Annotated in this window: 25 protein-coding genes; 9 read left to right on the top strand and 16 right to left on the bottom strand. The window is 40.8% G+C overall.

From position 1 onward, the window contains the following. Window positions 1–41: 41 nt before the first annotated feature. Window positions 42–1,850 carry a tetratricopeptide repeat protein gene (locus tag B158_RS0106865; protein WP_018624628.1) on the top strand — a complete coding sequence of 603 codons (1,809 nt, stop codon included), beginning with the start codon at window positions 42–44 and terminating at the stop codon, window positions 1,848–1,850. On the opposite strand, the gene B158_RS0106860 is transcribed toward B158_RS0106865, so the two are convergent. Beyond that, window positions 1,847–2,368, bottom strand: a complete 522-nt coding sequence (locus B158_RS0106860; protein ID WP_018624627.1) for a hypothetical protein — start codon at window positions 2,366–2,368, stop codon at window positions 1,847–1,849. The two genes, B158_RS0106865 and B158_RS0106860, sit on opposite strands and share 4 nt — an antisense overlap. 382 nt (window positions 2,369–2,750) lie before the next feature. Between B158_RS0106860 and B158_RS0106855 the strand changes: the two genes are divergently transcribed. Together B158_RS0106855 and B158_RS0106850 are read left to right on the top strand one after the other, a co-directional pair. Next, window positions 2,751–3,284 carry a hypothetical protein gene (locus B158_RS0106855; protein ID WP_018624626.1) on the top strand — a complete coding sequence of 178 codons (534 nt, stop codon included), beginning with the start codon at window positions 2,751–2,753 and terminating at the stop codon, window positions 3,282–3,284. Window positions 3,285–3,366: 82 nt separating this feature from the next. Beyond that, complete coding sequence (locus B158_RS0106850; RefSeq protein WP_018624625.1) at window positions 3,367–3,936, top strand: PhnA domain-containing protein; 570 nt, start codon at window positions 3,367–3,369, stop codon at window positions 3,934–3,936. 69 nt (window positions 3,937–4,005) lie between these two features. On the opposite strand, the gene B158_RS0106845 is transcribed toward B158_RS0106850, so the two are convergent. After that, on the bottom strand, window positions 4,006–4,302 hold the full coding sequence (locus B158_RS0106845; RefSeq protein WP_018624624.1) for a DUF6694 family lipoprotein: 297 nt from the start codon (window positions 4,300–4,302) through the stop codon (window positions 4,006–4,008). 65 nt (window positions 4,303–4,367) lie between these two features. Continuing rightward, a complete protein-coding gene (locus B158_RS0106840; RefSeq protein ID WP_018624623.1) occupies window positions 4,368–4,871 on the bottom strand; it encodes a GNAT family N-acetyltransferase in 504 nt (167 codons plus the stop codon). A 61-nt stretch (window positions 4,872–4,932) separates the two neighbouring features. Here B158_RS0106840 and B158_RS0106835 point away from each other — a divergent pair, with 61 nt between their 5' ends. Next, complete coding sequence (locus B158_RS0106835; protein WP_018624622.1) at window positions 4,933–5,688, top strand: SDR family NAD(P)-dependent oxidoreductase; 756 nt, start codon at window positions 4,933–4,935, stop codon at window positions 5,686–5,688. A 12-nt stretch (window positions 5,689–5,700) separates the two neighbouring features. On the opposite strand, the gene B158_RS0106830 is transcribed toward B158_RS0106835, so the two are convergent. Then, a complete protein-coding gene (locus B158_RS0106830) occupies window positions 5,701–6,624 on the bottom strand; it encodes a hypothetical protein (RefSeq protein ID WP_018624621.1) in 924 nt (307 codons plus the stop codon). Between the two features lie 194 nt (window positions 6,625–6,818). Here B158_RS0106830 and B158_RS0106825 point away from each other — a divergent pair, with 194 nt between their 5' ends. After that, window positions 6,819–7,355: a hypothetical protein gene (locus B158_RS0106825; RefSeq protein ID WP_018624620.1), complete on the top strand. Its 537-nt coding sequence runs from the start codon at window positions 6,819–6,821 to the stop codon at window positions 7,353–7,355. Window positions 7,356–7,537: 182 nt separating this feature from the next. Here the strand turns inward: B158_RS0106825 and B158_RS0106820 are convergent, their stop codons facing one another. Continuing rightward, window positions 7,538–10,030 carry an Ig-like domain-containing protein gene (locus B158_RS0106820; RefSeq protein ID WP_018624619.1) on the bottom strand — a complete coding sequence of 831 codons (2,493 nt, stop codon included), beginning with the start codon at window positions 10,028–10,030 and terminating at the stop codon, window positions 7,538–7,540. Window positions 10,031–10,501: 471 nt separating this feature from the next. On the opposite strand from B158_RS0106820, the gene B158_RS0106815 reads away from it, so the two are divergent. Both B158_RS0106815 and B158_RS0106810 read left to right on the top strand, forming a co-directional pair. Further along, a complete protein-coding gene (locus B158_RS0106815; RefSeq protein ID WP_018624618.1) occupies window positions 10,502–11,284 on the top strand; it encodes a pseudouridine synthase in 783 nt (260 codons plus the stop codon). 52 nt (window positions 11,285–11,336) lie between these two features. Then, a complete protein-coding gene (locus tag B158_RS0106810; protein ID WP_018624617.1) occupies window positions 11,337–11,606 on the top strand; it encodes a DksA/TraR family C4-type zinc finger protein in 270 nt (89 codons plus the stop codon). 84 nt (window positions 11,607–11,690) lie between these two features. On the opposite strand, the gene B158_RS0106805 is transcribed toward B158_RS0106810, so the two are convergent. After that, a complete protein-coding gene (locus B158_RS0106805) occupies window positions 11,691–12,857 on the bottom strand; it encodes a dipeptidase (RefSeq protein WP_018624616.1) in 1,167 nt (388 codons plus the stop codon). A gap of 126 nt (window positions 12,858–12,983) precedes the next feature. Here B158_RS0106805 and B158_RS0106800 point away from each other — a divergent pair, with 126 nt between their 5' ends. Next, window positions 12,984–13,445: a MarR family winged helix-turn-helix transcriptional regulator gene (locus B158_RS0106800; RefSeq protein WP_018624615.1), complete on the top strand. Its 462-nt coding sequence runs from the start codon at window positions 12,984–12,986 to the stop codon at window positions 13,443–13,445. A 59-nt stretch (window positions 13,446–13,504) separates the two neighbouring features. Here the strand turns inward: B158_RS0106800 and B158_RS0106795 are convergent, their stop codons facing one another. The 5 genes from B158_RS0106795 to B158_RS13385 form a co-directional block, all read right to left on the bottom strand. Beyond that, window positions 13,505–15,256: a hypothetical protein gene (locus B158_RS0106795; RefSeq protein ID WP_156823052.1), complete on the bottom strand. Its 1,752-nt coding sequence runs from the start codon at window positions 15,254–15,256 to the stop codon at window positions 13,505–13,507. Between the two features lie 341 nt (window positions 15,257–15,597). Next, entirely contained in the window at window positions 15,598–17,043 is a 1,446-nt protein-coding gene (locus tag B158_RS0106790; protein ID WP_018624613.1) for a bifunctional 2-methylcitrate dehydratase/aconitate hydratase, read from the bottom strand. A gap of 94 nt (window positions 17,044–17,137) precedes the next feature. Further along, window positions 17,138–17,767 (bottom strand): flavin reductase family protein, encoded by a 630-nt coding sequence (locus tag B158_RS0106785; protein ID WP_018624612.1) that lies wholly within the window; start codon window positions 17,765–17,767, stop codon window positions 17,138–17,140. Window positions 17,768–17,849: 82 nt separating this feature from the next. Beyond that, window positions 17,850–18,413: a CPBP family intramembrane glutamic endopeptidase gene (locus tag B158_RS13175; RefSeq protein WP_169334650.1), complete on the bottom strand. Its 564-nt coding sequence runs from the start codon at window positions 18,411–18,413 to the stop codon at window positions 17,850–17,852. 127 nt (window positions 18,414–18,540) lie between these two features. Continuing rightward, window positions 18,541–18,960 (bottom strand): hypothetical protein, encoded by a 420-nt coding sequence (locus B158_RS13385; RefSeq protein ID WP_156823051.1) that lies wholly within the window; start codon window positions 18,958–18,960, stop codon window positions 18,541–18,543. A gap of 306 nt (window positions 18,961–19,266) precedes the next feature. On the opposite strand from B158_RS13385, the gene B158_RS0106770 reads away from it, so the two are divergent. After that, window positions 19,267–20,550 carry an NAD(P)/FAD-dependent oxidoreductase gene (locus tag B158_RS0106770; protein ID WP_018624609.1) on the top strand — a complete coding sequence of 428 codons (1,284 nt, stop codon included), beginning with the start codon at window positions 19,267–19,269 and terminating at the stop codon, window positions 20,548–20,550. A gap of 166 nt (window positions 20,551–20,716) precedes the next feature. On the opposite strand, the gene B158_RS13505 is transcribed toward B158_RS0106770, so the two are convergent. The 5 genes from B158_RS13505 to B158_RS0106745 form a co-directional block, all read right to left on the bottom strand. Further along, window positions 20,717–21,085 carry a Vgb family protein gene (locus tag B158_RS13505; RefSeq protein WP_018624608.1) on the bottom strand — a complete coding sequence of 123 codons (369 nt, stop codon included), beginning with the start codon at window positions 21,083–21,085 and terminating at the stop codon, window positions 20,717–20,719. 84 nt (window positions 21,086–21,169) lie between these two features. Next, window positions 21,170–21,760, bottom strand: coding sequence for a Vgb family protein (locus tag B158_RS13500; RefSeq protein ID WP_018624607.1), 591 nt, complete (start codon window positions 21,758–21,760; stop codon window positions 21,170–21,172). Between the two features lie 169 nt (window positions 21,761–21,929). After that, window positions 21,930–22,892 (bottom strand): reverse transcriptase family protein, encoded by a 963-nt coding sequence (locus B158_RS0106760; RefSeq protein ID WP_018624606.1) that lies wholly within the window; start codon window positions 22,890–22,892, stop codon window positions 21,930–21,932. 166 nt (window positions 22,893–23,058) lie between these two features. Then, window positions 23,059–23,790: a hypothetical protein gene (locus tag B158_RS0106750; protein WP_156823050.1), complete on the bottom strand. Its 732-nt coding sequence runs from the start codon at window positions 23,788–23,790 to the stop codon at window positions 23,059–23,061. Beyond that, a complete protein-coding gene (locus B158_RS0106745) occupies window positions 23,780–24,283 on the bottom strand; it encodes a hypothetical protein (RefSeq protein ID WP_018624603.1) in 504 nt (167 codons plus the stop codon). The genes B158_RS0106750 and B158_RS0106745 overlap by 11 nt, the downstream gene beginning before the upstream one ends. Window positions 24,284–24,355: the final 72 nt, after the last annotated feature.

Raw genomic sequence — 24,355 nt, 5'->3', positions numbered from 1 at the left:
TATGCTATGCTTTGCGCTCATTAGGCAAAACAATAAATATTATGCGAATTGGGGTCTTTTTACTGCTTTGGGGTCTATGCAGCATTGGCTTGGCCGGCGAGCCTGTGGATAAGTGTCAGCAAGGCGTCACTTCTTTATCCCATACTGAGGCATTAGAACTCTGTCGTTCACTTCTTAAGACAACCTCTGACAGAGATTTTCAGGCTCAAACCCAACTGTGGCTTGAAATCGCAGATCTTTACTCTCAGCAGGGACTTTACTCAGACGCTGACTACTATCTAGCTAAAGTAAAACAAAGTGAATTCTATTTAGCCGATACACAAATCCAATACCGATGGAATCGACTGGTTGGACTCAAATTTCTGCATCAGACAGAATATGAACAGGCAAAACAATACCTGGAGCGGAGTTATAGTATTTCTCAACGAGAAAAAGACATTACGTGGCAAGCTAAAAGCAGTAACGATCTGGGTCTGGTATATTTTAAGCTACTCGACTATAAAAATGCCCTGCTTTTCTACAAGGAAAGTCTCAAACACAAAGAACAAATCGGAAATCTGTATTACATAGGAACAACACTTAACAATCTTGGATTGTTAAACAAAGATCTCGGCAATATTGAACAGGCCATAGATTACTATGAACAGGCTCTGGATACCTTTTTAGATTACACGAAGACAGAAGACTATGATGTCAGGGTACTCTCGAATATCTCACACTTATATGAAGATCTTGCAGTCATATATGCGCTTCACGGTAACAGCGAAAAGCAAAGCCAATATATCAAAAAGGTTATATACACCTTCTCTACCAGACTTTCTGATAATGAAAAAGTTAGAGCACTCAAGAATCTAGCGCTAGTCCATATCAAACAAAAGCAAAGCTCACTAGCGCGTCAGTTTATTGAACAATCACGAAAATTCGCCAGCAATAATTCAAACTACCAAGATGAGATAGCCTACATTGATGCCTACATCAGTTATCTTGAGGGAGATTTTGACCAGGCCATACAACAGGCCAACAATGCCATTAGTTATTCTCAAGCTGCGAATAAACCTCAAGTTCTGAGCAATTCGCATCAGCTGCTATACACTATTTACCAGCAGCAAGAGCAATATCAAAAGGCCATTGAACATTTAAACAAACATTACCAGTACAAAGAGCAGGAATTACAGGCCCAATACCAAACCGATCTACAACTAATCAACCAGCAAATTGCTAAAGAACGTCTGGAGCGTCAGCTCATTTCTGAGCAGCTGACCAGAGAGCAACAAGATAATAAAATCCGTTCGCTGTCGAATATCATTCTAGGCTCATTAATTATTTTGCTTGCCCTGACCTTCCTGGTGATATTTCTGGTTTATCGGAAGCGAAAAGAACAACAGGCACTGCTCGCGTCAATCAAGTCTCATAAAGAAAAACTATTGCTGCTTGAATCTGAAGTGACACAGGAAAATAACCAGAAACAAAGCCACTCAGAAAATGATGAAAGAAATGACGTCCAGTCCTGGAGTGATGAAGAGTTCAGACAGTCATTAGTTGAGCTGTTAATAGAAACCGTGAATCTTTGGGAGAAAACCACTCAATCAGACAGGGTTGAACTGGCTGAAAAAAGCCGAATTTGGCGAGTGTCGATTGATGAAGGACGACTAAGAACTCGCTCACTGGATAAATATCTTAACATTCAAAAAATCCCTCAAAATCCCCGCTGGAGAAATGTGGTCAGAACAAGCCATTACGTTTTGGCAGAGTGCAACCTAGAGGCAGCTGACCGAGCCATACTCGAGGACAAGCTTGAGCAAGTCATGGCAATGATAAAGGCTCGGTCAATTGAAGGAATCCAATCTTAGAAAGAACTTTGTACTTTTACTGGATCCAGAGTTTTAATTTCATAGACACAGTCAAATGTCAGCCCATGGGAAAAGTCATAGTTGTCATGATGGCCACTACTGGCCTGCATGTTGTCTACAAAAGTAGCTGGTCCAGTAAAGCGAGGGATCAAGCCTTGCGGGTATTGAGCCGCATGAATTACTGCATAGGCATTACAGGTATTAGTTCCAACCATGGCAGCCTGATAGAAGTGATCAACTTGTCCACAGGTCTTCTGCTGCGCAAGCTTTTCACTCTGTATACTGCAACTTTCTTCAAGCTCTGAGCCTTTTTTGTAAATAAGCCAGGATTTGTAATCAAAAAACTGGGCATAATTATCGTACTGGTGGTTAAGCTGGCTTTGGTTGAAGTTAAACGATACCGCTATCGCGACATTGCTCTGTGTATTCAATGCGTCAGTGGGTAATTCATGAGCTTTTATTGTTGAAGATAACGTCAGCAAGCCAATGCCTGCTACTGAAATGCAAAATTTATTCATAATCTACTTTAGACTCCAAGATTGTATGGAAACTATTCTTATTGGCAGTGTCACTCTAATCCATAATCTACACAGAAAGCCAGCAATAAGCAGGGTAAAAATGGGTAAATGCCATTTAAATCATATGGTTATGAGTTAAGTGTTTTTTAATGTGCATCTGCAAGACACATGATTAGTTCTTTTGACATCAATGCCCATAGCACATCCAACTAATAAACCAATCATTTCTGCCCTACTTCGAAGCAAGACGATTCGCACGTTAAGCAAAAATTCTAAACGCACCGCACGCTTAATTTATATTCTAAAACGAGGACAGCTGTACATTTTTTGTACGCAGAAGTGCTAAAATAAGCCTAAGTGTTACGAGATAAGGAGGTTTATCATGTCACGCTTACTTTACCGCTGCGACAACCTCGCAGAAATTGAAAGCACCTATAAGGATCTCCGTGATGCAGGTGTTGAAGATGCCCACCTACATGTCATCGCAAAGCAAGATGGCCAGCTCCTAAGGCGAGGACTTAATGTGGCCAATAACTGGTACAAAACAGATATTCTGAATGGCTGGAGTCAGGGCGTTCGTTATGGCCTTGCAGCGGGCATTCTTGCCAGCTTGTTTTTCGCGGCTTTCGATGTATTTAGCGGCTTTTACGGCTTTGTAGGAGTTCTGTTCACACTGGCAATATTTACAGGCTTTGGAACCTGGCTCGGTGGCTTTATCGGCTTACAATCAAAAAACCATGCACTGAAAGACTTTTATCACTTTGTTGACGAAGGTGACTATTTGCTGCTGATTGATTTAAGTTTATCCGAAGCAAAGCATGTCAAAGGCGTAATGAACTACCACCCAAGCCTTAAACTGGTTAGTGATGAAGTAGAAACAACCATTCCAGTTCATATCATGGAACGAATGCACTAGCGTTTATTAGCAATATACATTTGTTCGTTTTCCTTAATCCCTGAAAAAAGGCATAATAGCGCCTTTTTCAGGGAGCCATGCCATGAGCATTCTTAATACCCTAATTGAGCGCGCTGAAAACCGATGTGAATTATGCCGCTCCAATAAAGGACTGACCGTTTATGAAGTTCCACCCGCCGAAGCCAACTCTGACAAATGCGTGTTAGTTTGTGAAACCTGTTCAAGCCAACTTGAAAACCCGGAACCAGTAGATATTCACCACTGGCGTTGTCTAAACGACTCTATATGGAGTCAGGTTCCTGCAGTTCAGGTTGTGTCATGGCGCAGACTCAAAGTACTGGCTGGCCTTGGAGAAACCTGGGCACAGGAACAGCTGGATATGATGTACATGGATGATGAAACACGCGCATGGGCAGAAATGGCCCTTGCCGACGACTCACGAGAACCGACTCTCGACAGCAACGGTACGCCACTACAGGCCGGTGACAATGTCGTACTCATCAAAGACCTCGACGTCAAAGGTGGCGGTTTCACAGCCAAAAGAGGCACCGCGGTGCGTGGCATATCCTTAAGCGACAACCCACTCCACATCGAAGGGCGCATTAATGGACAGAGAATTGTTATTATCGCTGCCTATGTGAAGAAGTCTTAAATCACAAGCTATTAAATTGAGCCATAAAAAAACCGGCATGAGCCGGTTTTTTTATCTTAAAGCTTCTACTTATTTACCATTTGCCTGGTCAATAATCTCTTGAGCAGTCTTACCATGAAGCTTCTCTTTCAATTCTTTTTCGATTTTTTCTTCATCACCCATAGAACTGAAACCAACTTGCATTGCAATACTCATCACCGCCTGACCTAGCTCCATTTTTTCTTCTTCAGTCATGTCTTTCGTCATTTCTTCCATAGAAGCTTCCATGGTTTGATCATTAGTTGCATCAAATGTAGGTTCGCTGTTACACGCAGCTAAGCTTAGAGCCAAAAATAGTACAAATATAGAACGGATTAAAATTGTCATAGTGCTTCCCTCTTATTTAAGCAACACCCATCTTACTTGAAAATAATGTGAGCTTCTAACGAAAATTAAGAGTCACCTAAAAAAAGTTCCATCACATAATCATCCATAACAAATCCACCCCCTATATCCATAACAACCTCTTCAGTCTTCTTGAAGCCCATTCGCTCATAAGCGGTAATACTACCTGTATTATTCTTATTTACCGTTAGCTGTATTCGTTCAAGCCCCTGGGCCTTAGCCTGCCCCTTAATAAACTCAACAGCCTGTTGACCAACACCCTGCCCCCTTAACTGTAACAAGACATAAATTTTACTAAGAAATAGCACCTCTCCCTTGGTATAAAATGAAAGGTAGCCTACCAATAAGTCATCTAGCCACAAAGTATAATAGCTAACTCCCTCTGAAATCTGCTGTGACATTGCTGAAGCCGACTGGAACTTGTGCAGCATATACTCGACCTGCTCAGGTCCAATAATCGGTGTGTAGTGCTCACGCCAGATAATATCGGCCAAATTGGCAATCGCGGTTAGATCTTCTTCTTTTGCCTTGGTAATTGAGATCGGTTGCATGAGGCTTTCTTCCTATTATTATCTTCACTTGTCATTCACAGCATTCAGTAATAATAACACTATGAGTATCGCAATCATATTTGGCGCTAATGGTGGTATTGGACAAGAGTTTGTCAAACAAGCTCTTGAGCGTCATGCTGTGGTTTATGCCTGTTCAAGGCCAGCAGCCGATATTGCTGATGATATAACATTACCAAACATCAAACCTATGGATAATGGTTTACAGTCAGTTCAATTGAATGTGCTTGATGAGGAACATCTAAAGCAACTGGCGGAACATGTTAGCAGCCAATATGGCCATGTTGATTTAATCGTCAATGCCACAGGCATATTGCATGACTCTAATGGACTACAACCAGAGAAAAAAATTGAAGACTTTAATTTAGAAAACTTCAATAAGGTCTTTCAAATCAATACCGCTTCCACAGCATTAATTGCCAAGTACTTCATTTCACTGCTCAAGAAGTCTGAATCAATGCCCTCTGTCTTTGCCAGTCTTTCAGCAAGAGTTGGTAGCATTGGAGATAATCACCTGGGGGGATGGTACAGCTATCGGGCCAGTAAAGCTGCACTTAATCAGATTGTGAAGACTCTTTCCATTGAAGCTGTACGTAGAAATAAAAACACTGCCGTTATAGCACTTCACCCAGGGACAACGGATACCAATCTTTCAAAGCCCTTCCAGCAGAATGTAAAGCCTGAAAAACTCTTTTCATCTCATTACTCTGTCAGCAAAATGTTCCAAATTATTGATAATCTATTTATTGAAGATAACGGTAAGTTTTTTGCCTGGGATGGCTCCACCATAGAATGGTGAAGCCAAATTGAATTAAGATTCAGACTGTGCACTCTTAGCCTTGTCTTTAATGGCCTCCACAAACTGTTCGTCTTCCGCTTCTTCATGGGGAGCTAACAAATAAAAACCTTGTCCATCATATGTTTCTACATATATTTGACTAAATGTTAGATTAGTTCCTTTCTCTTCGATGCCAACGAAGGAAATTTCAGAAAATGGCGCAGAATACACATATAACTCCTCATCAAGGGTCTCATAACTGATAACTCTTGTATCCGTTACAATATTGCCGCCCTCTAATATGGAGGTTAAACCCTCCGAGAAAAATAGCTCAATGCGTTCTCCCTCATTCAAAATATCATTCTGTCGTAAAGTCTCTAAGTGCGAAGTTGAAAGTGAGTCTTCTTTTACTAACGTCGCGGGTACCCAAACACCTGATTCAGTCATTACAATGAATAACAAGAGGAATGCTAAAACAATATTAATAGGTGTTGCCATCCACCATGTTAATTTACTGGTAGCTTTATATTCGGGATTAAACTCTTTTCTAATACGATGATATTTAAAAGTAGAAAGTGCTGCTTGAGCTAACAGAGCCGTAATGATTAAGACCCAGATTATGCCAGATACTTTGCCAGTGTCCGAGTAAAGAAGTATACGTCCCACTACATAATAACTTAGAGCTAAGACAGCGCTAACACGACTTTTGTAGTAGATACCTATGGCAAGAATGGCGAAAATTACTACGTCATAAAAAAATTCTGAATTTAAAATTGCAATGATTCCACCAGAATAATTAGCGTAAATGGTCATTGCCAAAGTTAATACTGTGATTACAACAGTTGTCCAGAAACCTCTTCTGATTTTAATTCTGCATTCTTCAAGCTCGGGCCCAACATCTCGTGTGATTTGAGCCTCTTCATTATTGTTACGGTCCTTACTGATTTCCCACTCCATAATGCTCTCCCCAATCTAAAATATTTAGTGTTATATACTTAATTTAAAAGTAGTCATTCTTTGTTATAGTCAAATCCATTGTAAAACATCATAGAAAAGCATCAACAAAAATATCCCCTTACCCTTCTTCTTTACATATTTTTCACACCCCGGCTGATAGGTTAATCCTAAATTCGTGTTACAGGAGTTTTATTATGAGTCGTTTACTATATGAGTCAGACAAACTCAAACATGTACAAGCCACATATCAGGATCTTAAGGCACACGGTATTTTAGACAGTGATTTACATGTCATCGCCAAGAAACAAGGCAAAGTATTGCGTCGTGGTTTAAACACAGCAAATTTCTGGTACAAAACCAACGTTCTCAATGGCAGCTTTAAAGGTTTCATTGCAGGAACAGTTATTGGCTTACTGGTAGCTACTACGCTGTACAACATGCAAGCCCTTGATGGTCTTTACAGTACCTTTGGCTTCGTCGCTACCACTATATTACTGAGTGGTTTTGGTACCTGGTTAGGCGGCCTACTGGGCCTTGAAAGTAAAAATTATAAGCTACGCAAATATTACAATTTGGTTGAAGAAGGCAAATATTTGCTGCTCATAGATATTAAGGAAAATGATTTAGAAGCGATTGTGCGGTCGATTAACCAGAACCATCCACAATTGACTTTACTGAGTGATGAAATTGATACCGTGATCCCGTTTGATTTCATGCAGACCACTCATTAAGAATTTTATAGATTGTTCTAATGGATTAGTCATAACCTTTGAGGAAAGGTTCTTACCCTAGATATAAGATATCCCTCCTAACCCAACTATCTTATATCACTTTTTAGCTCCCTCACCGGGAGCTTTTTTTTGGTCATAAAAAAAGCCACACCGAAATGTGGCTTAATTTTTATCAAATTGAATTACTTAAATTGTCTTCTGAAAGAAGACCCTAGAAGAAGCAACGCAAGCAACCAAAGATCACTTGAGCCACCACCACCACCTGATGATGCTTGGTTTACAGTAATAGTAACGGTTGCAGTAACAGATACACCAGCAGAGTCGGTTACAGTGTATTGGAAACTGTCTTGGCCACTAAAGCCTGCAGCAGGTGTATAAGTGAAGCTTGAACCTGATACATTGAGTGAGCCGTTGGACGGATTAGTATTTTCGTAAGTCAATTCATCACCGTCTACATCTGAGGCATTGAAAGAACTTGTAACAGAAGAGTCAACAGTAGTAGTCAATGAAACATTTGTAGCAGTTGGAGCATCGTTCACAGCATCTACTGTAATAGTTACGGTACCCTCTGAACTGTTTCCGTAAGTATCTTCAGCTTTAAATATGAAAGAATCCTGCCCATTAAAATTATTAGTTGGTTGATATGTAAACTGCCCTGATGTAGTAATATTAACGTTACCATTCAAAGCCTGTTGCACTATTGAATAAGTAACTTCATCTCCATCCGGATCTGTAGAATTAACAACCTCTACTAAACTCAGGTCTTCATTTACATTAAACTGATAGTTTGATGTCATTGGAGCTTTGTTAAATTTATAAAGCTTTAACTCACTTGCAAATTGAATCGAAGCTACTAAAAAGTTTCCATCAGTAGCTAACTTTGAAAATTCTGGCGTATTAGTCAATTTTGAAACTATCGAAATATTATCGGGGTCAGTTATATCAACGGTAATCAGCCCCTCTGACGAACTCAAAAGCACCTGGCTATCATTGAGCTTTATTCCAGCTGATATTAATCCTAATTCCGATAATTGAGAATTATTGTAAACAGGGTTTGTAATATCTGATATGTCAATTAGATAAGCTCCCCAATAACCAGTAGAAAGTAACATATTACCTGATACAAATAAGTTCGCGCTTGTAGCTTCGGACATCTTAGGAATATCAATTACTGCTGGAGACTCCAAGTTGCTAAAGTCTGCTACCAAAAGCTCAGATTCAGTACTAGAGACAAGTAAATAATCGCCGTAAGGTACAATATCAGTTATAAAGTGATTCCCACCGGTTTCTGGGTTTGCTGGAAAATTTACTGATGAGATTAAAGTGGGTATGTTTGAAGTAATATCATACATTGAAACCATTCCACGATTTGTACCTAAGTATAAAACGTTATCATCCTTACTAAGGAATGTGATATTACTAAATGAGTCCGGCTGTTGTATATCAATCAGTGTCCACGCATCAGCTGATAGGTCACGGGTTTCTAAATAAGAGCCAGTTCCTAACCATGCAATATTACCGTCTATTTCTCCATCATATGTATTGCTAGTATATGGCTCTCTGCTTCTTGGGCTAAAAGTATTTGCATCACTGATATCAATAATGTGGAACAAACCAGTTTGGTCACTGACCAAAACGGTCCCATTACTCATACTGAGATTATAGGGTAGAATTGATTGTGCGTAATGGTCTAACTTTGTACTCACTTCGATGCTTGCTGTCACTAAGCCATCGACCCCAAAGGCAAAATTCAGGTTTGTCCCGTTATCAGTTATCTTATAAGTATTACCCGTAGAAAAACGATTTTGTGTCAAATAAACAGGAGCTTGCCGAGTAGTAATGTCAAACTGGAAAATTCTACCATTACTTTTTCCTGTATAAAGTACATTCCCAATTGAATGAAGAGACGTTAGCATATCAATAGTATCAAACATGCTACCTGCATTAATGGTCTTAACATAGCTTGGGCTTGCCATATTAGCGACATCATATACAACCAAACCTTCAGTTGCAGCTACATATAGAGTGGTATCAATAATAAGAGCATCTTTGAAAAGAGTTGCTTCCGCCAGAATTTCAGAAGCTAGAACAATATTTTGTTCATTCGAAATATCAAAGATTTTAACTTTATCGAAATCTGTTACTGTATAGAGGTAATTACCAAATTTTTTCAATTCCCAAGTACTAATAGAAGTGAAGTTTTGGGTGTTTATTTCCTGGATATTTGCTAAATCAGTGGCATTGAAAATAGCTATATCGCTATTACCGCCACCAATATACAAACGGTCTCCAGAAAGTTCCACACTATTTACTGCATAGCCAGTTGAATCGTATGAGCCTACTAACTCAGGACCTAAATTATCCGTTAAATCATAAAAATGAATTTCAAATGGACACTTTGCAACAAGGGTAGAGCCATCTAAGTCCAAATCATCTACAGTACAGCCAACATCGACTGTACCTGATAATGTTATGTTTGACGCGTCAGAAACATCAAATACCTTAAACTCTTGGCTCCCGTCATTTACATATGAAGCACTGCCATAAGACTCCACGCCATAATATGGGCCATGACCATAGGTTTCACCAGTGTCGACTAAAACAGATTCTTGAGATATTGCGTGTTGTGACAAGAATGCTAATGCGCTAGCAAGAAAGGGAATGACCTTTTTCATTGTTATTTCCTATTTAGTATAAAATCCAAACGACCATTTGCTGGTCAAAAAAACGACTAAGACTTTACTTTTGCATTGTGTGCAATGCAAGTATTTTGTAAAGAAAAACGTAAATTTTTCTGACACAAAAATGCAAATACGACTTGAATTTCCTGTAACATCAATAACTTAACTAAAATACTAATTAGTTAATCAACCCTTCCAAAGAGATACACAAATGGCCGCTCGCTGGGACAGGTGTTAAGACTTATATAGAGTAGGCATTTGAGGTTTAAAGCTTGGGGAGCGAAACTTTGCCTTTGTCCACCAAACCCATACAATGTCACCCTTACCAACGCATATACTATTATTGTGCCCAAAGCCTATAAGCCCTCGAAAGTAACGCTTCCGCTTCATAGCAGTTATCAGTCGGTTCTGTCGTTTCTGGTTAATTCATTTCCTCATGTCTCTGAATCTGAGTGGATGAATCGAATGGCTGAGGGGAAAGTCTATTGGGAAAACCGCGCCAGGGTTACAGTCGATGCAGACTATCAGGCAGGTAGGGTTTTATATTATCACCGCGAGGTAGGACAAGAGGCGAAGATTCCTTTTACGGAGATGGTTATTGAACACAATGAGCATTTCTTAATTGCTTACAAACCACACTTCCTGCCCGTTATGCCGGGTGGTGCTTTTGTTAACGAGTGTTTACAACAGAGATTAATCAATAAAACTGGCAACCAAAATCTTCAGGCGGTTCATCGTCTGGACAGAGACACCGCAGGACTTGTTTTGTTTTCAACCAACCCGCAAACTCGAAGCAAGTATCATCAATTGTTTGCCCAGAGAAACATAAAAAAACATTATCAGGCTATAGCCGAGACTCAAGCAGGCGAATGTCTTAGCGGAAAAAGCTGGCATGTTAACAATTATCTCGCTCGCTCAGAGCCTCAGTTTATTTTCCAGAACCATGAAACGCCTCCAAATAATAAGTATGCTCAATATGCAGAATCACTTATCCATTGTGAAGAGGATAACCACAAGCGTGGACTGTTCACGCTATCTCCTATAACCGGGCGCACCCATCAGTTACGACTGCACATGATGTCTATCGGCTTTCCAATACTGAATGATCGGTTTTACCCTTCCCTACAACCAAGACAAGCTGATAACTTCAACCAACCATTGCAATTATTGGCCAACAAACTCAGCTTCGTAGACCCACTCAGCAACGAGCCTTGTATTTTCACCAGCCGCGTACAGCTTGAAATTTAGACAAAAAGCCCCACAATAGTCAGTAACATATATACGACTACTCTTTAATCCTATGGCTTCAGGTTGGGCGCGCGAAGGCGCCGTACAGGAACAAATTGAAAGCACCATCAAAGATGGCGTTGAGCGTGCGCGTAGCGAAATGAACCTTGCAGGTGAGTCACTTACACACTGTGAATGGTGCGATGTCAAAATACCTGAGCCTCGCAGACAGGCGATAAAAGGTGTACGTTTTTGTATTAAGTGCCAGGAAGAGTATGAGAAAGAAATAAAAGCCTCCGCCGGTATGAATCGTCGCGGGAGCAAAGATAGCCAACTACGATAATTACTTGCTAACTAGATCGACTCACAACGCAAAAGCTCTTCAATGTAACACCTACGAGCACCACTAACCCAAAAAAATATTAGGTTATCCCCAAACCTCTCGCATAAGATTATAAGCATTTAACCCCAATACCTTTTCAATTCGAGTGCTGTTGTGGCCTCTTTCTGCAAGCTTATTGGCGAGCAAGTAAAACTGTTCAGGACCAACAATATCAGGCATAAAGTTCAAATTACCGATTTTTTCACCAGCGGCAGCAGCACCATTATCGATTCGATGCTGAGTCATCTTGTCTGTACTGGCTCTTACCTTCTGCATATCGTCAATACCCGTATAACCACCATCGGTGCCAATCGAAACATGATCTTCACCGCAGACATTGATTGCATGCTCAATGTGCGCAACCAGATGCTCTGACGTTGCTTTGCTATCAGGTGCCAGGAAAGGCATGAAATAAACACCAAATAACCCACCTTTATCGGCCATCCTACGCAATTCTTTATCCGTCTTATTACGAGGAAAATCTGCTAGAGCACGACAACCACTATGGCTGATGGTTATTGGTGCTTTACTGGCTTTAATAGCTTCAAGACAAATTCGAACTCCACTATGACTGAGATCGATCAAGACATTCTGTTCATTCATTTTCTCAACAGCCTCATGGCCAAACTCGGTTAAAGGTAAACGTGGACTAACATTTGCCCCACCGCCAATTTGATTTTGGCCATTGTAGGTCAGCTGCATGGTTAAAATGCCAAGATGCTTAAAAGTTTCAATGTGATCAAGATTACTACCAATCACATGACTATTTTGAAAGCCTAAGGTAACTGCAACTTTGTTTTCTTTTCTGGCCTTTATAATATCATCAAAATTTCGAACCAAAGTCAGTACATCTGAATTGGCATCGATGAGTTTATGATGCTGGCTTAATATACTTACGCTGGTTTCAAAGACGTCATCGCCGGGGTACGCGGGAAAAGGAGCTCCTGTCGTCTGGCGGTAACAACTCAAGCCACTCGCCAACAAATCGTTTCTTAAACGATCCGTCATGCGCCAATTATCCTGAATGCCGCCAGTCGGATCGTTGATGTCATATAAAACGCCTAATCCATCAAACACAAACCATTTCTTGTATTGTTCACGGCTAATCATCCTCTTTTCATTGGTCGAAGCTAATAAACCGCCAGAGGTTAAATTCAATCCCAAGGCTGCAGATGCTAAAGCCGTGTTAGTAAGAAAAGACCGTCTATTCATTCCGTTATCCCTTAGTTTGTTCTGTCGAAACCAGTATATTTTGCAACATATTGCGCAACATGTTACATTTATTGCTTATCCTAAGTCAAACAATATACTTTCTAGCATAGAAACAAGGGTTAGAAGATGATGAGCAACAAAGCGCTATTAGGAAAACGAGCTGAAGACCTCAGCAACCTGATTGAACAACAAACCCAACCGATATTCGATAACCTGGGAATCATAGTCCCTATCAAATCATGCTCAACCCTTCTGTGTCTGCACAAATTAGAGCAAGCATCATTGGCGGATATTGCCAGAGATCTTGAACAATCACACCAGCTGGTGAAACAAAAGCTTCCTAAATTGATCAAGCTGGGACTGATCAAACAGCGGCCGGACAAAGAAGACAAAAGGCGGACCCTTTATTCATTAACAGTAAAGGGTAAGTCACAAACTGAAAAGGTCCAAACCTATCTCAATCAATCAGAACAACTGGTCGATACCGTATCAAAAGACATAGGCATTGATGTATTTGAAGCCATTGATCAAGCCATAAAAAGCCTGCAAGGCAAATCATTATGGGAGCGCATTAAAGGTATTAAGTAGTCAGCTCCCTAATGATCATATTTCAATGAACAATGATATACTCAGCATAAAAAGTTTCATTACTCAGGGACTTTCAATACCGCATCTTTTCCAGGTCCACGTTCATAGGGATCAGCGGGAATCAGTTTCAGTCCAGCGCCTTCACAAGAAATAATCCAGTCGCCACCTCCGCCAACATAGCTCGTGTTACGATTACTCCCTGAAATACTTTGTGGGCCATCTGATATGGGGCCTTCAACAGTCCCTTCAAAAGTAAACTTTTGCAGATCAATTTTTAATTTGCCTCCAATAATGTCCCAACGTCCTGAATGGATATAGGTGTGATAATCAACCTCCGTTTTGTCACCATAAATTCGATGAGGATCTTCGATAATAAATTCCCCTCCTCCTTTAAAGGTCACAATGGGACCGTCATTATCATAAGTCACTTCACCTTCTCCACCCATCTCAAAGATTTGCTCAGCCGCTCCTCTAAAACGGAACCTGTCTTTGGTATCTGATGAGCTGATCATCTGTCTGGCTTTTTCAAGCTCAGCTAATTGTTCAGGGGGTACGAAAGCTCGAGCATTATCTATCGCTTCAAGAGCCCCCGCGAAGGTGTCCTGGGCTTCGGAGTCCGCGGTAGCTACCTCCTCCCAACGACCAATATGACAAGCACAATTAGCTCTATCACTATTTTCCAGTTTGATTTGAATGTTTAAGTCATTGCCTGAGGGCATAATCGCTGCTAAAAGCAAAGGCTCGCTGGTCGGTTCTATTTCTACAGTATCTGTAACTCGAGTCCAAGAACTTGGTAGACCAGCATCATCTGCATCAAGCAATCGATAAGCCAGCTGTGCTTCTCCAGGCTCGATAGTCACTAATGAAGCAGCATCCTCCGGAAAGCGTAGCTCTCGTAATTGAACTGACAATGGAGGGCCTTCAATTGATGCTTCACAAGAATGCTCTAAATCGAGCAGTTCAACTTTAGCATTGAAGGGTAAATCACGCTCATCGGGCATAGTAATCTTATGATCAGCCTGAGAAGTGGCCCAATCTAGCCATTGCTCGGGCGGTAAGATTTGTGCAGCTCGCTCCGGCTCATCGAGATATTCTGGCCCACCCATACCGAGTGAAATTCCCCAATCCGTACCAAACGTTTGCTCACCCCAGAAAAAGAAAGTTTGCGCATCATAGTCATGCTGAGTCAACGAGCAATCCGGCTGCCGATCAAAGAACTGCTCAATCTTATGGTCACGCTCGGTAAAGCCCTCGACAACCTTATGCGCGCCCCAATCAGCTGAACCTTCAATCCACCATAACTGCTCCATTTCAGCAATATTGTAAGAACCATGCTGCATGGTATGCATCCATTCATGCGACAAAATAAAACGACTCTTGGTCTCACCCTCAATGACATGCGATCGAATAAAGATTATGCACAATCCTCGTAGCAATTCTTTATCCAGGTCATCACCCAAATAATTTGCCAGGTCATGAATTTGATCTCTTGCAGTACAGTGAGTAAATGCTGGATTATCAATAATGTTGATTTCACTTTCTATTATTAGTACAGGTCTGTCAGGTGGCGTTGGTGTATAAATTAACGCCTCTTCATCACCCTCCCTTTCCCTTCTCTCCGCAGCATCCCGCTCAGCAGCCGTCGGAAAATAACGTTGAAGCTCTTCGATACGAGGAGCAAGCCTTCTTAAACTTTGTAGCCAACGGTCACTAGTGCCAACATCTCCCGTCTTTCGCATCCTATAGACCTTTTGACTACCAATTTCGAAGCTAGCTTCTGGGAAACTACCCATTGCAGCAATTTCATTCATAAGCAACTCCCAGGCACCGCTAGGAGTACTGCCTCGGGATTCGGTCGTACAAACAGCCTGCGCCATTGAAACCATGAAACAAGTGCTTAAAAAAGCAAACGTCATTGTTATACAACAACGTTTTATGATCTTTGCTTGAGGGATAAAAAAAGTGGAAAACTTAATAGTCATATCCTTCTAACCTGAATTTCTTAGTATTTGTTAAAACAGTATATTAGTTCTCTATGGACAAAACTGTGTAATAAGTTAGGTTCGATTGTACTGTAACGATTATGTTTAATTTATGAATACCCCAAGGTTTCATGTCATGGAATACAAAAGCATGTTATCGAAGCGAAGTTTTAAATCACTAACAAATTCATAAACTCATTCACCGGTGTTTCGAGAAATGCCTCTTCATCTAAACAAAGATCGATAATTTCCTGACCATGTCTTTTAGGGAATCGTGTGTACACATTCTTTTTAAATTTATCTACCAGAACTGGAATCCCTTCATCCCGACGGAATCGATGACCCAATGGATATTCAACTTCGACTTTATCGGTTGAGCTACCATCCTTGAAGAAGATCTGTATGGCGTTGGCAATGCTTCGTTTTTCTGGATTGTGATACTCTTCTGAGTAATCTTTATCTTCTACGACTGACATTTTATCGCGTAAATTATCAATTCGCTTGTCACTTGCGATATCGTCTTCGTAGTATTCCGCCACTAAATCACCGAACAGGAGTCCGCAAGCGACCATGTATTGTAAGCAATGATCACGATCGGCTGGATTATGCAATGGCCCTTCTTTGGAAATAATACGAATGGCTGATTCGTGTGTCGTCAACTCAATTCTCACTATGTCATCAAGTCTGTTTTTCAATTGGTCGTGCAACTGAATGGCTGCTTCTACTGCAGTTTGCGCATGAAACTCTGCAGGATAAGAAATCTTGAATAGGATATTTTCCATAACATAAGAGCCGTAATCGCGCTGGAACTGGAATTCTTTTCCACCAAATGATACATCGTAGAAGCCCCAGCCCTTTGCGGTTAACGCTCCGGGATAGCCCATTTCTCCGGTCATGGTAATCATAGCCATGCGAACCGCACGAGAGGTGGCATCGCCTGCTGCCCACGATTTTCTTGAGCCTGTATTAGGTGAATGCCGATAGGTGCGTAATGATTGCCCATCCACAAAAGCCTGTGAAACGGAATCAATAATATCCTCCTTTTCGCCACCAAGCATATGGGTAACCACTGCGGTGGATGCTATTTTTACGAGGATAACGTGGTCGAGGCCAACTCGATTAAAGCTATTTTCTAGTGCCAATACACCTTGTATTTCATGCGCTTTAACCATGGCTTCAAGTACATCCTTCATGGTCATAGGCGAATAACCTTCGGCAATGGCTTGCCTACTTAAAAAGTCTGCTACTGACAATATGGCACCAAGGTTATCTGACGGATGCCCCCACTCCGCTGCCAGCCAGGTGTCATTAAAATCTAACCAGCGCACCATGCAACCGATATCAAATGCGGCTTTGATAGGGTCGAGTTCAAACTGAGTACCGGGAACTCGCGAACCAAAGGGAACCATCGTTCCAGGGACGACTGGCCCCAGGTGCTTGGTGCATTCAGGATAACGTAACGCGAGAAAGCCGCAGCCCAGAGTATCCATCAGGCAGTAACGCGCCGTCTCCATTGCCTCATCACTGTTAACCACATAGTCAGCAACATACTCAGCAATATCAACCAGAACCTGATCAGGCTCCTGACGCACATTCGACTCAACATTAGTGCTCATAACCTTTCCTTAGTCTTACGATAAATTATCGTTCAATACTAACGCTGCTCATCATTATTGTCATGTGTTGTGCTAAGAACTTAGAGCTGTCTGACTAAAACTCTGGCACCTCTTCCAACCTTACATAAGGGTATTCCGCTTCTTTACTCAAACAGTAATATTGATTTAACCCAGCAACTCCCGTTGTGTCACAAGTTTGCAAATCAATATACCCTTTTTCATTGACCGCATAATCTGGAACCACTACCAATTGAATCTCACCAATCACTAAGGTTGTACCGTTTAATTCGATGGGTATTGATTGAACATGTTTAAGACCAAATTTAATGTGGGAGTCTTTGACGAATGGTGCGGGAAAACCTTTCAGATATTCTTCGTCAATTGCGCACCGCTCAAATTCTGAAATATCGGCAGGGAATTTAGCAGAGGTGTAATGGGCCTGACGAGTCAAAGTCAGAGGAACATGGTTGATAGTGTAGTAACCCATGTCCTTGATATTATCGAAGGTATTTCTAGCCACTTCACTGTCTGGGCGTACTATCATACCGATAAGGGCTGGATCACTGCCGAGATGGACTACTGAGCTAAAGATCGCCAGATTAGATACTCCTTCTTGCGACTTGGTGCCAATCAGGTTAGCTGGCTTAATACCAGTGATACTGTTAATCAGATTCAACCGAAACTTTCTATCTAAACGATTGATTTGCTCTTTATCGATATACATACTGCTGACTCTATAAAATTGGCCTAGCAGTATTGTCCATTAGAAAAGTCGAGGAAATGTGAACGTTTCTGGATAGAATATATTAACTATTCACCCTACCTTTAAGCTGCGCTTTCTTCAACACCATCAAAACAAGAAGGGGCAAGCACAATGGTAGGACCAAGTTTATCAATAATGCACTATAACCTGATAACAGTTTGATGCCGCCTTCTGGGTCAGAATAAAGATATTGCTCCCCGATAGAGCCATTCGAAAACACTGTTAAAGTTACAATATTCCATCCTAGGTGCAAAGCGATAGGAAGAATGATTGAGCGGGTTTTATAAAAAGCATACGCCAGCATCAGTCCAAACGTTGCCGTCATGATAAAGACAAACAACATATTCATCCATTGGCCAAATACTTGATATGAAAACCAGTGATAGATTCCAAAACTAATCGAAGATAAAGCAACTCCCCTTTTGGGACCAAGCCACTGAATCAACTTATAGAGTAGATACCCTCTAAAGATAAGCTCTTCAAAAATGACTGAGTTGAAAACCCAGCGTAAACTGTTAGCAAGTTCGTTAAAGCCATAATTAGAATTGATCTTCCATGAAAAATCAGCAACCTCAGCAGCAAGTGTGAATTGAGCAACTGCAAACAACGCAGCAATACAAAAGCCAGCCAAAAATTCCTGCGTTCTAATTAAGGGTTGGTTCAAACCATTGCAGATAACGAGCGTCCTTCTATGCGCAATAGTAACCAGGTAATGGCAAGTAATATAATTCCTATCATGTTTTGCTGGCTACATTAATTGCTGTTTCTTTGTTCTTAATAAGAATTAACCCGTAACCCGCACAAAACCCAACGATAAGACCGATTACCAAAAACAGCCATTCGCCAAGAACGCCACCACTGATTAACCCCAGGAAACCTGCAATAACCATCTGTAGGACAAAGAATTTTACTTTTGTTAAAACGAGGAATTCCATAATCGCCGTAGCTATCAGCGCCTGAATGCCAACAAACATGTAGGCAAATCCTATAATTTCTAGCAATGCACGGATAGGAAGAAACGGGTCATCGCCTGAGTCAATGAGTGTTACCGTTCCATCGTCCGTAAAATCAACATAAATATAAAATAGTATTGCGCCGAGGATTGGCGGCAGGTTTATACCCAGCAGGTATCGGTAGAGTCGAAAACGGTTCATCTGAATTAAGACATTAATATTTTAGTGAAGACAGAGTAACCTTTAGATTGAGTTAGGTCTAGCCTGGCTCAATCATTGATAAGGTCAATTAGGCTCTAATACGGGCTACCCAACACGGTTACCAAAGATTCACGCTACTGAATATTCCATTAATTCAGGCGTACGGGCAATTCATGAATTGCCCCTACATCTAATATTTGGGAAAACTCACTGCTCATCCTACCTGCTCAAATAGACATCCAGTTCGGTTGACTATTGCCCTGCTTACATTATGATTTGGCGCATCATTTCCCGATCTCAGTCACTATGGCCAACTACCCTAACAGCTATTACGCAGCTACGCTGAACTCTAAACTGGAAACCAACCCACTCCCTCAGAATCTAGAGGTTGAGACCTGTATTATTGGCGGTGGCTATGCTGGTCTAATGACGGCTCTGAGTTTAATTGAGCGTGGCCACACCAATGTCGCAGTAATTGAAAAACATAAAGTTGGCTATGGCTGTTCAGGGCGCAATGGTGGTTTTGTGTTCGGTGGCTATTCGTTAGGTCCTAGAAAGCTCATTAAACAGGTTGGTGAAGCTAAAGCGAAGGAACTTTACGACCTGACCATTGAAGGCGTCAACCTAATCCGTGAGCGTGTGAAAAAATACAACATCGACTGTGACCTGGTGGATGAAGGCGTCCTATGGGCTAATTGGTTTAAGGATCAATCGCTACTCCTTGATGAGCAGGCTTTTATGCGTGACAAGATGGGCACAGAGTGGCAATACATTGAGCCTGAAGCGCTTCGCGAGCAGCTCAAAACCGACCGCTACCATGGCGCTTTATTTGAACCCAACGCGATGCACTTTCATCCACTGAATTATGCCCGCGGTATTGCAAAGCAGATTCAATCTCAAGGTGGGCAAGTTTTCGAAGATTGCGCGGTAACGGATATCGACTACAAGAGCGCCACTAAAATCATTAAAACCGTCAATGGCAACATTAAGGCAAAGAACGTTGTATTGTCTGGCGGTGGCTACATTGGTGACTTATGCAAGCCTGTGGCGAATTCTATTCTGCCAATCGCTACATACGTCATGACCACCGAGCCGCTTGGGGATGACTTGCAGAACTATATCAATACTCAGGCGGCGGTTTACGATACTCGTTTCGCGTTTGATTATTACCGCCCGTTAAAAGACACACGAATTTTATGGGGTGGTCGAATTAACGCGAATACAAAGAAACCGAAAGATTTGGATCACATTTTACGCCACGATCTGGCGAAAGTGTTTCCAGAGCTCAAAGACGTAAAAGTCGACTATAACTGGCAAGGCTGGATGGGTTATGCCCGTCATCAGATGGCACAAATTGGCGAGCTTGCTCCAAATGTCTGGTATGGCATAGGCTTTGGCGGTCATGGTGTAGCGCCGACTACTACCGCCGGTGAAATCCTAGCTGCGGCTATCACCAAACAAAATGACACTTATAAAAACTTCCAGCCTTGGGGATTACCCTGGAATGGTGGCCCATTCGGCCCAATAGCAGCCCAAATGAGCTATTGGTGGTATGAGCTTAAAGACTGGATGAAAGAGAAAACAGAGTAATCTTTTTCGTCATCCAGCGGTTTGTGTGTCTGCCCTTTGGGTAAACCCAACCTATAAAAACCAAACACTTGTCATCCTGACGAAAGTCAGGATCTGCTTTTAAATCTGCTATCCAGTGGTATCAAACCGGGCAGGCACATCGGCCTGCCCCTACCAGTAACTAGCTTTACTCTCCTTTTTCAGAGTCCTTATCTATTACCTTTCCTCTGGCAATATACCCAGTATCAATTCCAAACCAAAAGGAATCGGCTTTAGGATCGTAGTACATATGACGAATCGAACCGCCCTCTTTAATGACTGTGCTGCTGATAAACTGTTCCTTATTCGTATCAAAGCCAACCATTTCGTTAGGGTATGGGCCTGTCTGAGCAATCCAGATAACACCATCTTCATCTAACGCCGTACCATAAGGACGACTGCTCTCGCCTGCTGGCAATAGCCACTCCTCAAACTTTTTGTTTTCAGGGTTATACCGGCCTAAATATCCGCCCATAAAATCCACATACCAGACATTACCGTCTTCAGTTATCTCCATACGGCGTGGTCGAGCATTGTCACGAGGAATGGTAACTTCACTTAAGGCAAAACTTTCTTTATCAACAAAAGCCAGCTTGTTGGTTCAAAGTAATACAGACCAGACATTGTCATTAGCATCGGTTTTAATACCATAAGGACGGGAACGCTTCTTGGTCATGCTGATATAACGCACATCACCAGTATCAACATTTAAATGCCCAATCACGTTTGAATGCTGCGCAGTGAACCAGATATTCTCATTCGAATCGAAAACCAACGTATGCGGATCTTGAACGGCTTCTGGCATTGGGTATTGTTTTATATCGCCAGTTTCAGGGTTGATGCGCCCAATATGTCCATTCCGATTTCCCTCATACCAGACGAAGCCTTCACTATCCACAATCAAATTATGCGGGTGACTACCCTCAGGAATCTCAAACTTCGTCATCTCCCCCGACTCAGGATCAAGTCGAGCAATGTAATTCGTTGCCTGACCACAAAACCACACCATCCCATCAGGAGCCACAAAAGGATCACGCGGACGACCGCCCCACTCAACCTCATAAGCCTTAACATCTAATAATGATGGAAGTTGTTCCGGTTGCGTTGACTTATCAGCAGCATCAGCTGAAACAACTAAAAGCCCTGAAAGGAAAATAGAAGAGACAAGATACTTCAAAGAGGTGTGAAACATAAAGAACTCCTGCAGTTAGACACAGGAGCTCAGTATAGAAGGAAGTTCAGGGAAGAGCAAAGAGGCCTTATGACGGCCAACCAATACTCATGACCAGCTTTGTTAACTACATAAGCAAGTATACACTTAGAAAGTAAAAGAAATAATTGAGTAACGTATTAAATTAGAATCAAAGTTCTGAATCATTATCTATTAATTTAGCATAAGTTAAATGACCTTTTATTCTTTGTAGATCACTATCTTTTATTTTTCCTTGTTCTAAAAGATGTTTATAAGCTCTTATTTTATTTCTATATCCCTTCGTTAATCTGACGGCATCTTCTTTTACCAAAAGTCCATGAACCTTTAATCGATGCCCTAGGAGGGTATCAGCGAAGTAATTCTTGCGTTCGGACAAACTCCATGGTGTATCGGCAAAGATTTCAATTATAATCTCAGGTAAATTCTTTGGAAAATCTTCAGCTCCTGAGAAAACTATATCATCAGCATATCTTGTATATTTTACCCCCAAATCTGTTGATAACTTATAAAGATGCCTATCTAAATTCTTAGCAACTAGATTTGATAGTGCCGGACTTGAAGGCGCTCCTTGAGGTAAATATCCATCTAATGTGCAGATTTCTGTAATAATTTTACTTCCAAGCTCAGTATATCCTAATGATTTTAGGCTCTCATAAACAAGCTCGGAAGGCGTCGATGGAAAGAAATCTTCAATATCAATAGAATAAACCCACCTACTACCACAATGAACTTTAGCAGCATCTAAAGCTTTTCTACCTGGGATAAATCCATAAACATAGCTTGCATAATCAATGCTTGAAGCCAAATGAGAGCCAAACCATTTTTGAATAACTTTTAAGGACATTTTAGGAGCATTTATAGTTCTTACTTTACCCTTCTTTCTTAAATTAAAATTACGATAATGCCTTTTCTTATCTATTAATAATGAAGTAATAAATTTATTGGAAAGACCAAAAAGCAAGCCTAATAGCTTTGTATTTACAACAGGAGGTAACCCTCTAGCTACTAGATCATTAATTTCTTTTTGATAAGATGATACTGAATCTTGAGACAGTGCAGATAAATAAGACTCAACAGTTGAGTAAGAAACTAGGAGCGGTGGAGCATTCATAGCACTGACGCCTTAATACAAAACAGTTTCTTTGTGCGTGTTGGATACTTATCATGTGCTTCGAAGGAGCGCAGGATAAGTATCCAACACCCTTCTATATTAGCTCTTTGCTCACGGGCATGATACACACCCTCGCAAACCATTAGCACCACTCCTAAAAAATATTTCACCATGTTTTCTTTCCTAATGCAAGAACCCGCTCTACATCAGAACTATTTGCACTAACGGTTGATGGAATAAGACCTAAGGACTTTTCAGTAATGCAATATTTTTCTTGTTTTTTATCCCATATTAGCAAGTTACTCTTCCTTAATTTGTCAAGCTCTTTCGAGAGCCATTTCTCATTCAAATTTTCATATCGGGTAGATAGTTCTCGCATTAAAAAGCTCAAGTTCACAGGCTGATGTATCTTAATATATCTTAAAATTGCCATAGTATTTGGCATCTTCGAAAAAGCATCTATCCATTCTATTTCTTCTAAGTAAATACTCAACTCATCTAAAAGTATTTTTAATTTTTTTTCTAATCCTTCTTTCAATATTTCGTTAAGCTCTGTAACCTCTATCCAAGCATGAGCTGTATTGTGATTTTTAAAAGAAATGAAAAGTGACAATAAGTCATCTCCATATTTAAGTTTCAATAATGATTTTAAACTTTCTTCAATCTCTATATCACTCTGAAAAATAACCTCAACTTCTTTTGAAAAAATATCCTTAAGATTGACTATCAATCTTCTTATTTGACGTTCTGAAATATAATTTTTCTTTTTAGTATTAGAAATGTGTCTTTTATTTATGAAAATTAAAATAGTTTCATCAGCATCTCTATATCGGACATTAGAAATACATGCGTGCAACTCTTTTGGTGTATTTTCAAGTATTAGTTGTTTAGTGAACAAGTCCAGCATACCTCCAGGCGCTTAGTATTACTCCACAAAAATGTCCCACTCTACTATGCCAGTTACCAGCTTCATCAATTGTTATGTCTTGTAATGAAAATTTATCATCTTCTATTACCACGCTAATTTCAGGCTCGTAGTCTGCTATACACCTCAACTCATATGCACTTCTCAATAAGTTTGCAAGCTCTGTTGTTGCTGTGGTTAGAGAGTTAATCTTGTGACTTTTATGTCCAATCGTAATTAACCCTTGAGCGACCTGTTTTTTCAACTCAGCCTTAACCAAACTAATAACCTTACCTTCTAATAATTCCGGTAAATTGGCATGTTTCGATTTTCCCCAGCTAGGATTGAGTATTTTTAGGGTGCTTCTTGTCTTTAAAAACGCTGAATAATAAAACCGATTGAATGCGCTTCTTGCGAAAAGGTCCTTCTCCTCACAACCTCTTCTGCTGATAGCTAGCTTTCTTAACTCAAACCCTACAGTTTCCATAGATAAAATTACGTAACGTTTTTATAAAGCTTAATATTTACACAAATACGATAACAAGTTAAGCGCGGCCTT

Origin of the sequence: Kangiella aquimarina DSM 16071 (assembly GCF_000374105.1) — a bacterium.
GTDB classification, from domain to species: domain Bacteria; phylum Pseudomonadota; class Gammaproteobacteria; order Enterobacterales; family Kangiellaceae; genus Kangiella; species Kangiella aquimarina.
This window is presented reverse-complemented; position numbering and strand designations above follow the sequence as displayed.

Bases quoted from the DNA above. Each gene is read 5' to 3' on its own strand.
- B158_RS13505 (WP_018624608.1), bottom strand. From the start codon at position 21,085: ATGGAGATAACTGAAGACGGTAATGTCTGGTATGTGGATTTTATGGGC.
- B158_RS0106790 (WP_018624613.1), bottom strand. From the start codon at position 17,043: ATGAGCACTAATGTTGAGTCGAATGTGCGTCAGGAGCCTGATCAGGTT.
- B158_RS0106825 (WP_018624620.1), top strand. From the start codon at position 6,819: ATGAGTCGTTTACTATATGAGTCAGACAAACTCAAACATGTACAAGCC.
- B158_RS0106800 (WP_018624615.1), top strand. From the start codon at position 12,984: ATGATGAGCAACAAAGCGCTATTAGGAAAACGAGCTGAAGACCTCAGC.
- B158_RS0106860 (WP_018624627.1), bottom strand. From the start codon at position 2,368: ATGAATAAATTTTGCATTTCAGTAGCAGGCATTGGCTTGCTGACGTTA.
- B158_RS0106760 (WP_018624606.1), bottom strand. From the start codon at position 22,892: ATGAATGCTCCACCGCTCCTAGTTTCTTACTCAACTGTTGAGTCTTAT.
- B158_RS0106805 (WP_018624616.1), bottom strand. From the start codon at position 12,857: ATGAATAGACGGTCTTTTCTTACTAACACGGCTTTAGCATCTGCAGCC.
- B158_RS13385 (WP_156823051.1), bottom strand. From the start codon at position 18,960: ATGAACCGTTTTCGACTCTACCGATACCTGCTGGGTATAAACCTGCCG.
- B158_RS0106820 (WP_018624619.1), bottom strand. From the start codon at position 10,030: ATGAAAAAGGTCATTCCCTTTCTTGCTAGCGCATTAGCATTCTTGTCA.
- B158_RS0106785 (WP_018624612.1), bottom strand. From the start codon at position 17,767: ATGTATATCGATAAAGAGCAAATCAATCGTTTAGATAGAAAGTTTCGG.
- B158_RS0106845 (WP_018624624.1), bottom strand. From the start codon at position 4,302: ATGACAATTTTAATCCGTTCTATATTTGTACTATTTTTGGCTCTAAGC.
- B158_RS0106745 (WP_018624603.1), bottom strand. From the start codon at position 24,283: ATGGAAACTGTAGGGTTTGAGTTAAGAAAGCTAGCTATCAGCAGAAGA.
- B158_RS13500 (WP_018624607.1), bottom strand. From the start codon at position 21,760: ATGTTTCACACCTCTTTGAAGTATCTTGTCTCTTCTATTTTCCTTTCA.
- B158_RS0106850 (WP_018624625.1), top strand. From the start codon at position 3,367: ATGAGCATTCTTAATACCCTAATTGAGCGCGCTGAAAACCGATGTGAA.
- B158_RS0106770 (WP_018624609.1), top strand. From the start codon at position 19,267: ATGGCCAACTACCCTAACAGCTATTACGCAGCTACGCTGAACTCTAAA.
- B158_RS0106855 (WP_018624626.1), top strand. From the start codon at position 2,751: ATGTCACGCTTACTTTACCGCTGCGACAACCTCGCAGAAATTGAAAGC.
- B158_RS0106810 (WP_018624617.1), top strand. From the start codon at position 11,337: ATGGCTTCAGGTTGGGCGCGCGAAGGCGCCGTACAGGAACAAATTGAA.
- B158_RS0106795 (WP_156823052.1), bottom strand. From the start codon at position 15,256: ATGAATGAAATTGCTGCAATGGGTAGTTTCCCAGAAGCTAGCTTCGAA.
- B158_RS0106830 (WP_018624621.1), bottom strand. From the start codon at position 6,624: ATGGAGTGGGAAATCAGTAAGGACCGTAACAATAATGAAGAGGCTCAA.
- B158_RS0106865 (WP_018624628.1), top strand. From the start codon at position 42: ATGCGAATTGGGGTCTTTTTACTGCTTTGGGGTCTATGCAGCATTGGC.
- B158_RS0106815 (WP_018624618.1), top strand. From the start codon at position 10,502: ATGGCTGAGGGGAAAGTCTATTGGGAAAACCGCGCCAGGGTTACAGTC.
- B158_RS0106840 (WP_018624623.1), bottom strand. From the start codon at position 4,871: ATGCAACCGATCTCAATTACCAAGGCAAAAGAAGAAGATCTAACCGCG.
- B158_RS0106835 (WP_018624622.1), top strand. From the start codon at position 4,933: ATGAGTATCGCAATCATATTTGGCGCTAATGGTGGTATTGGACAAGAG.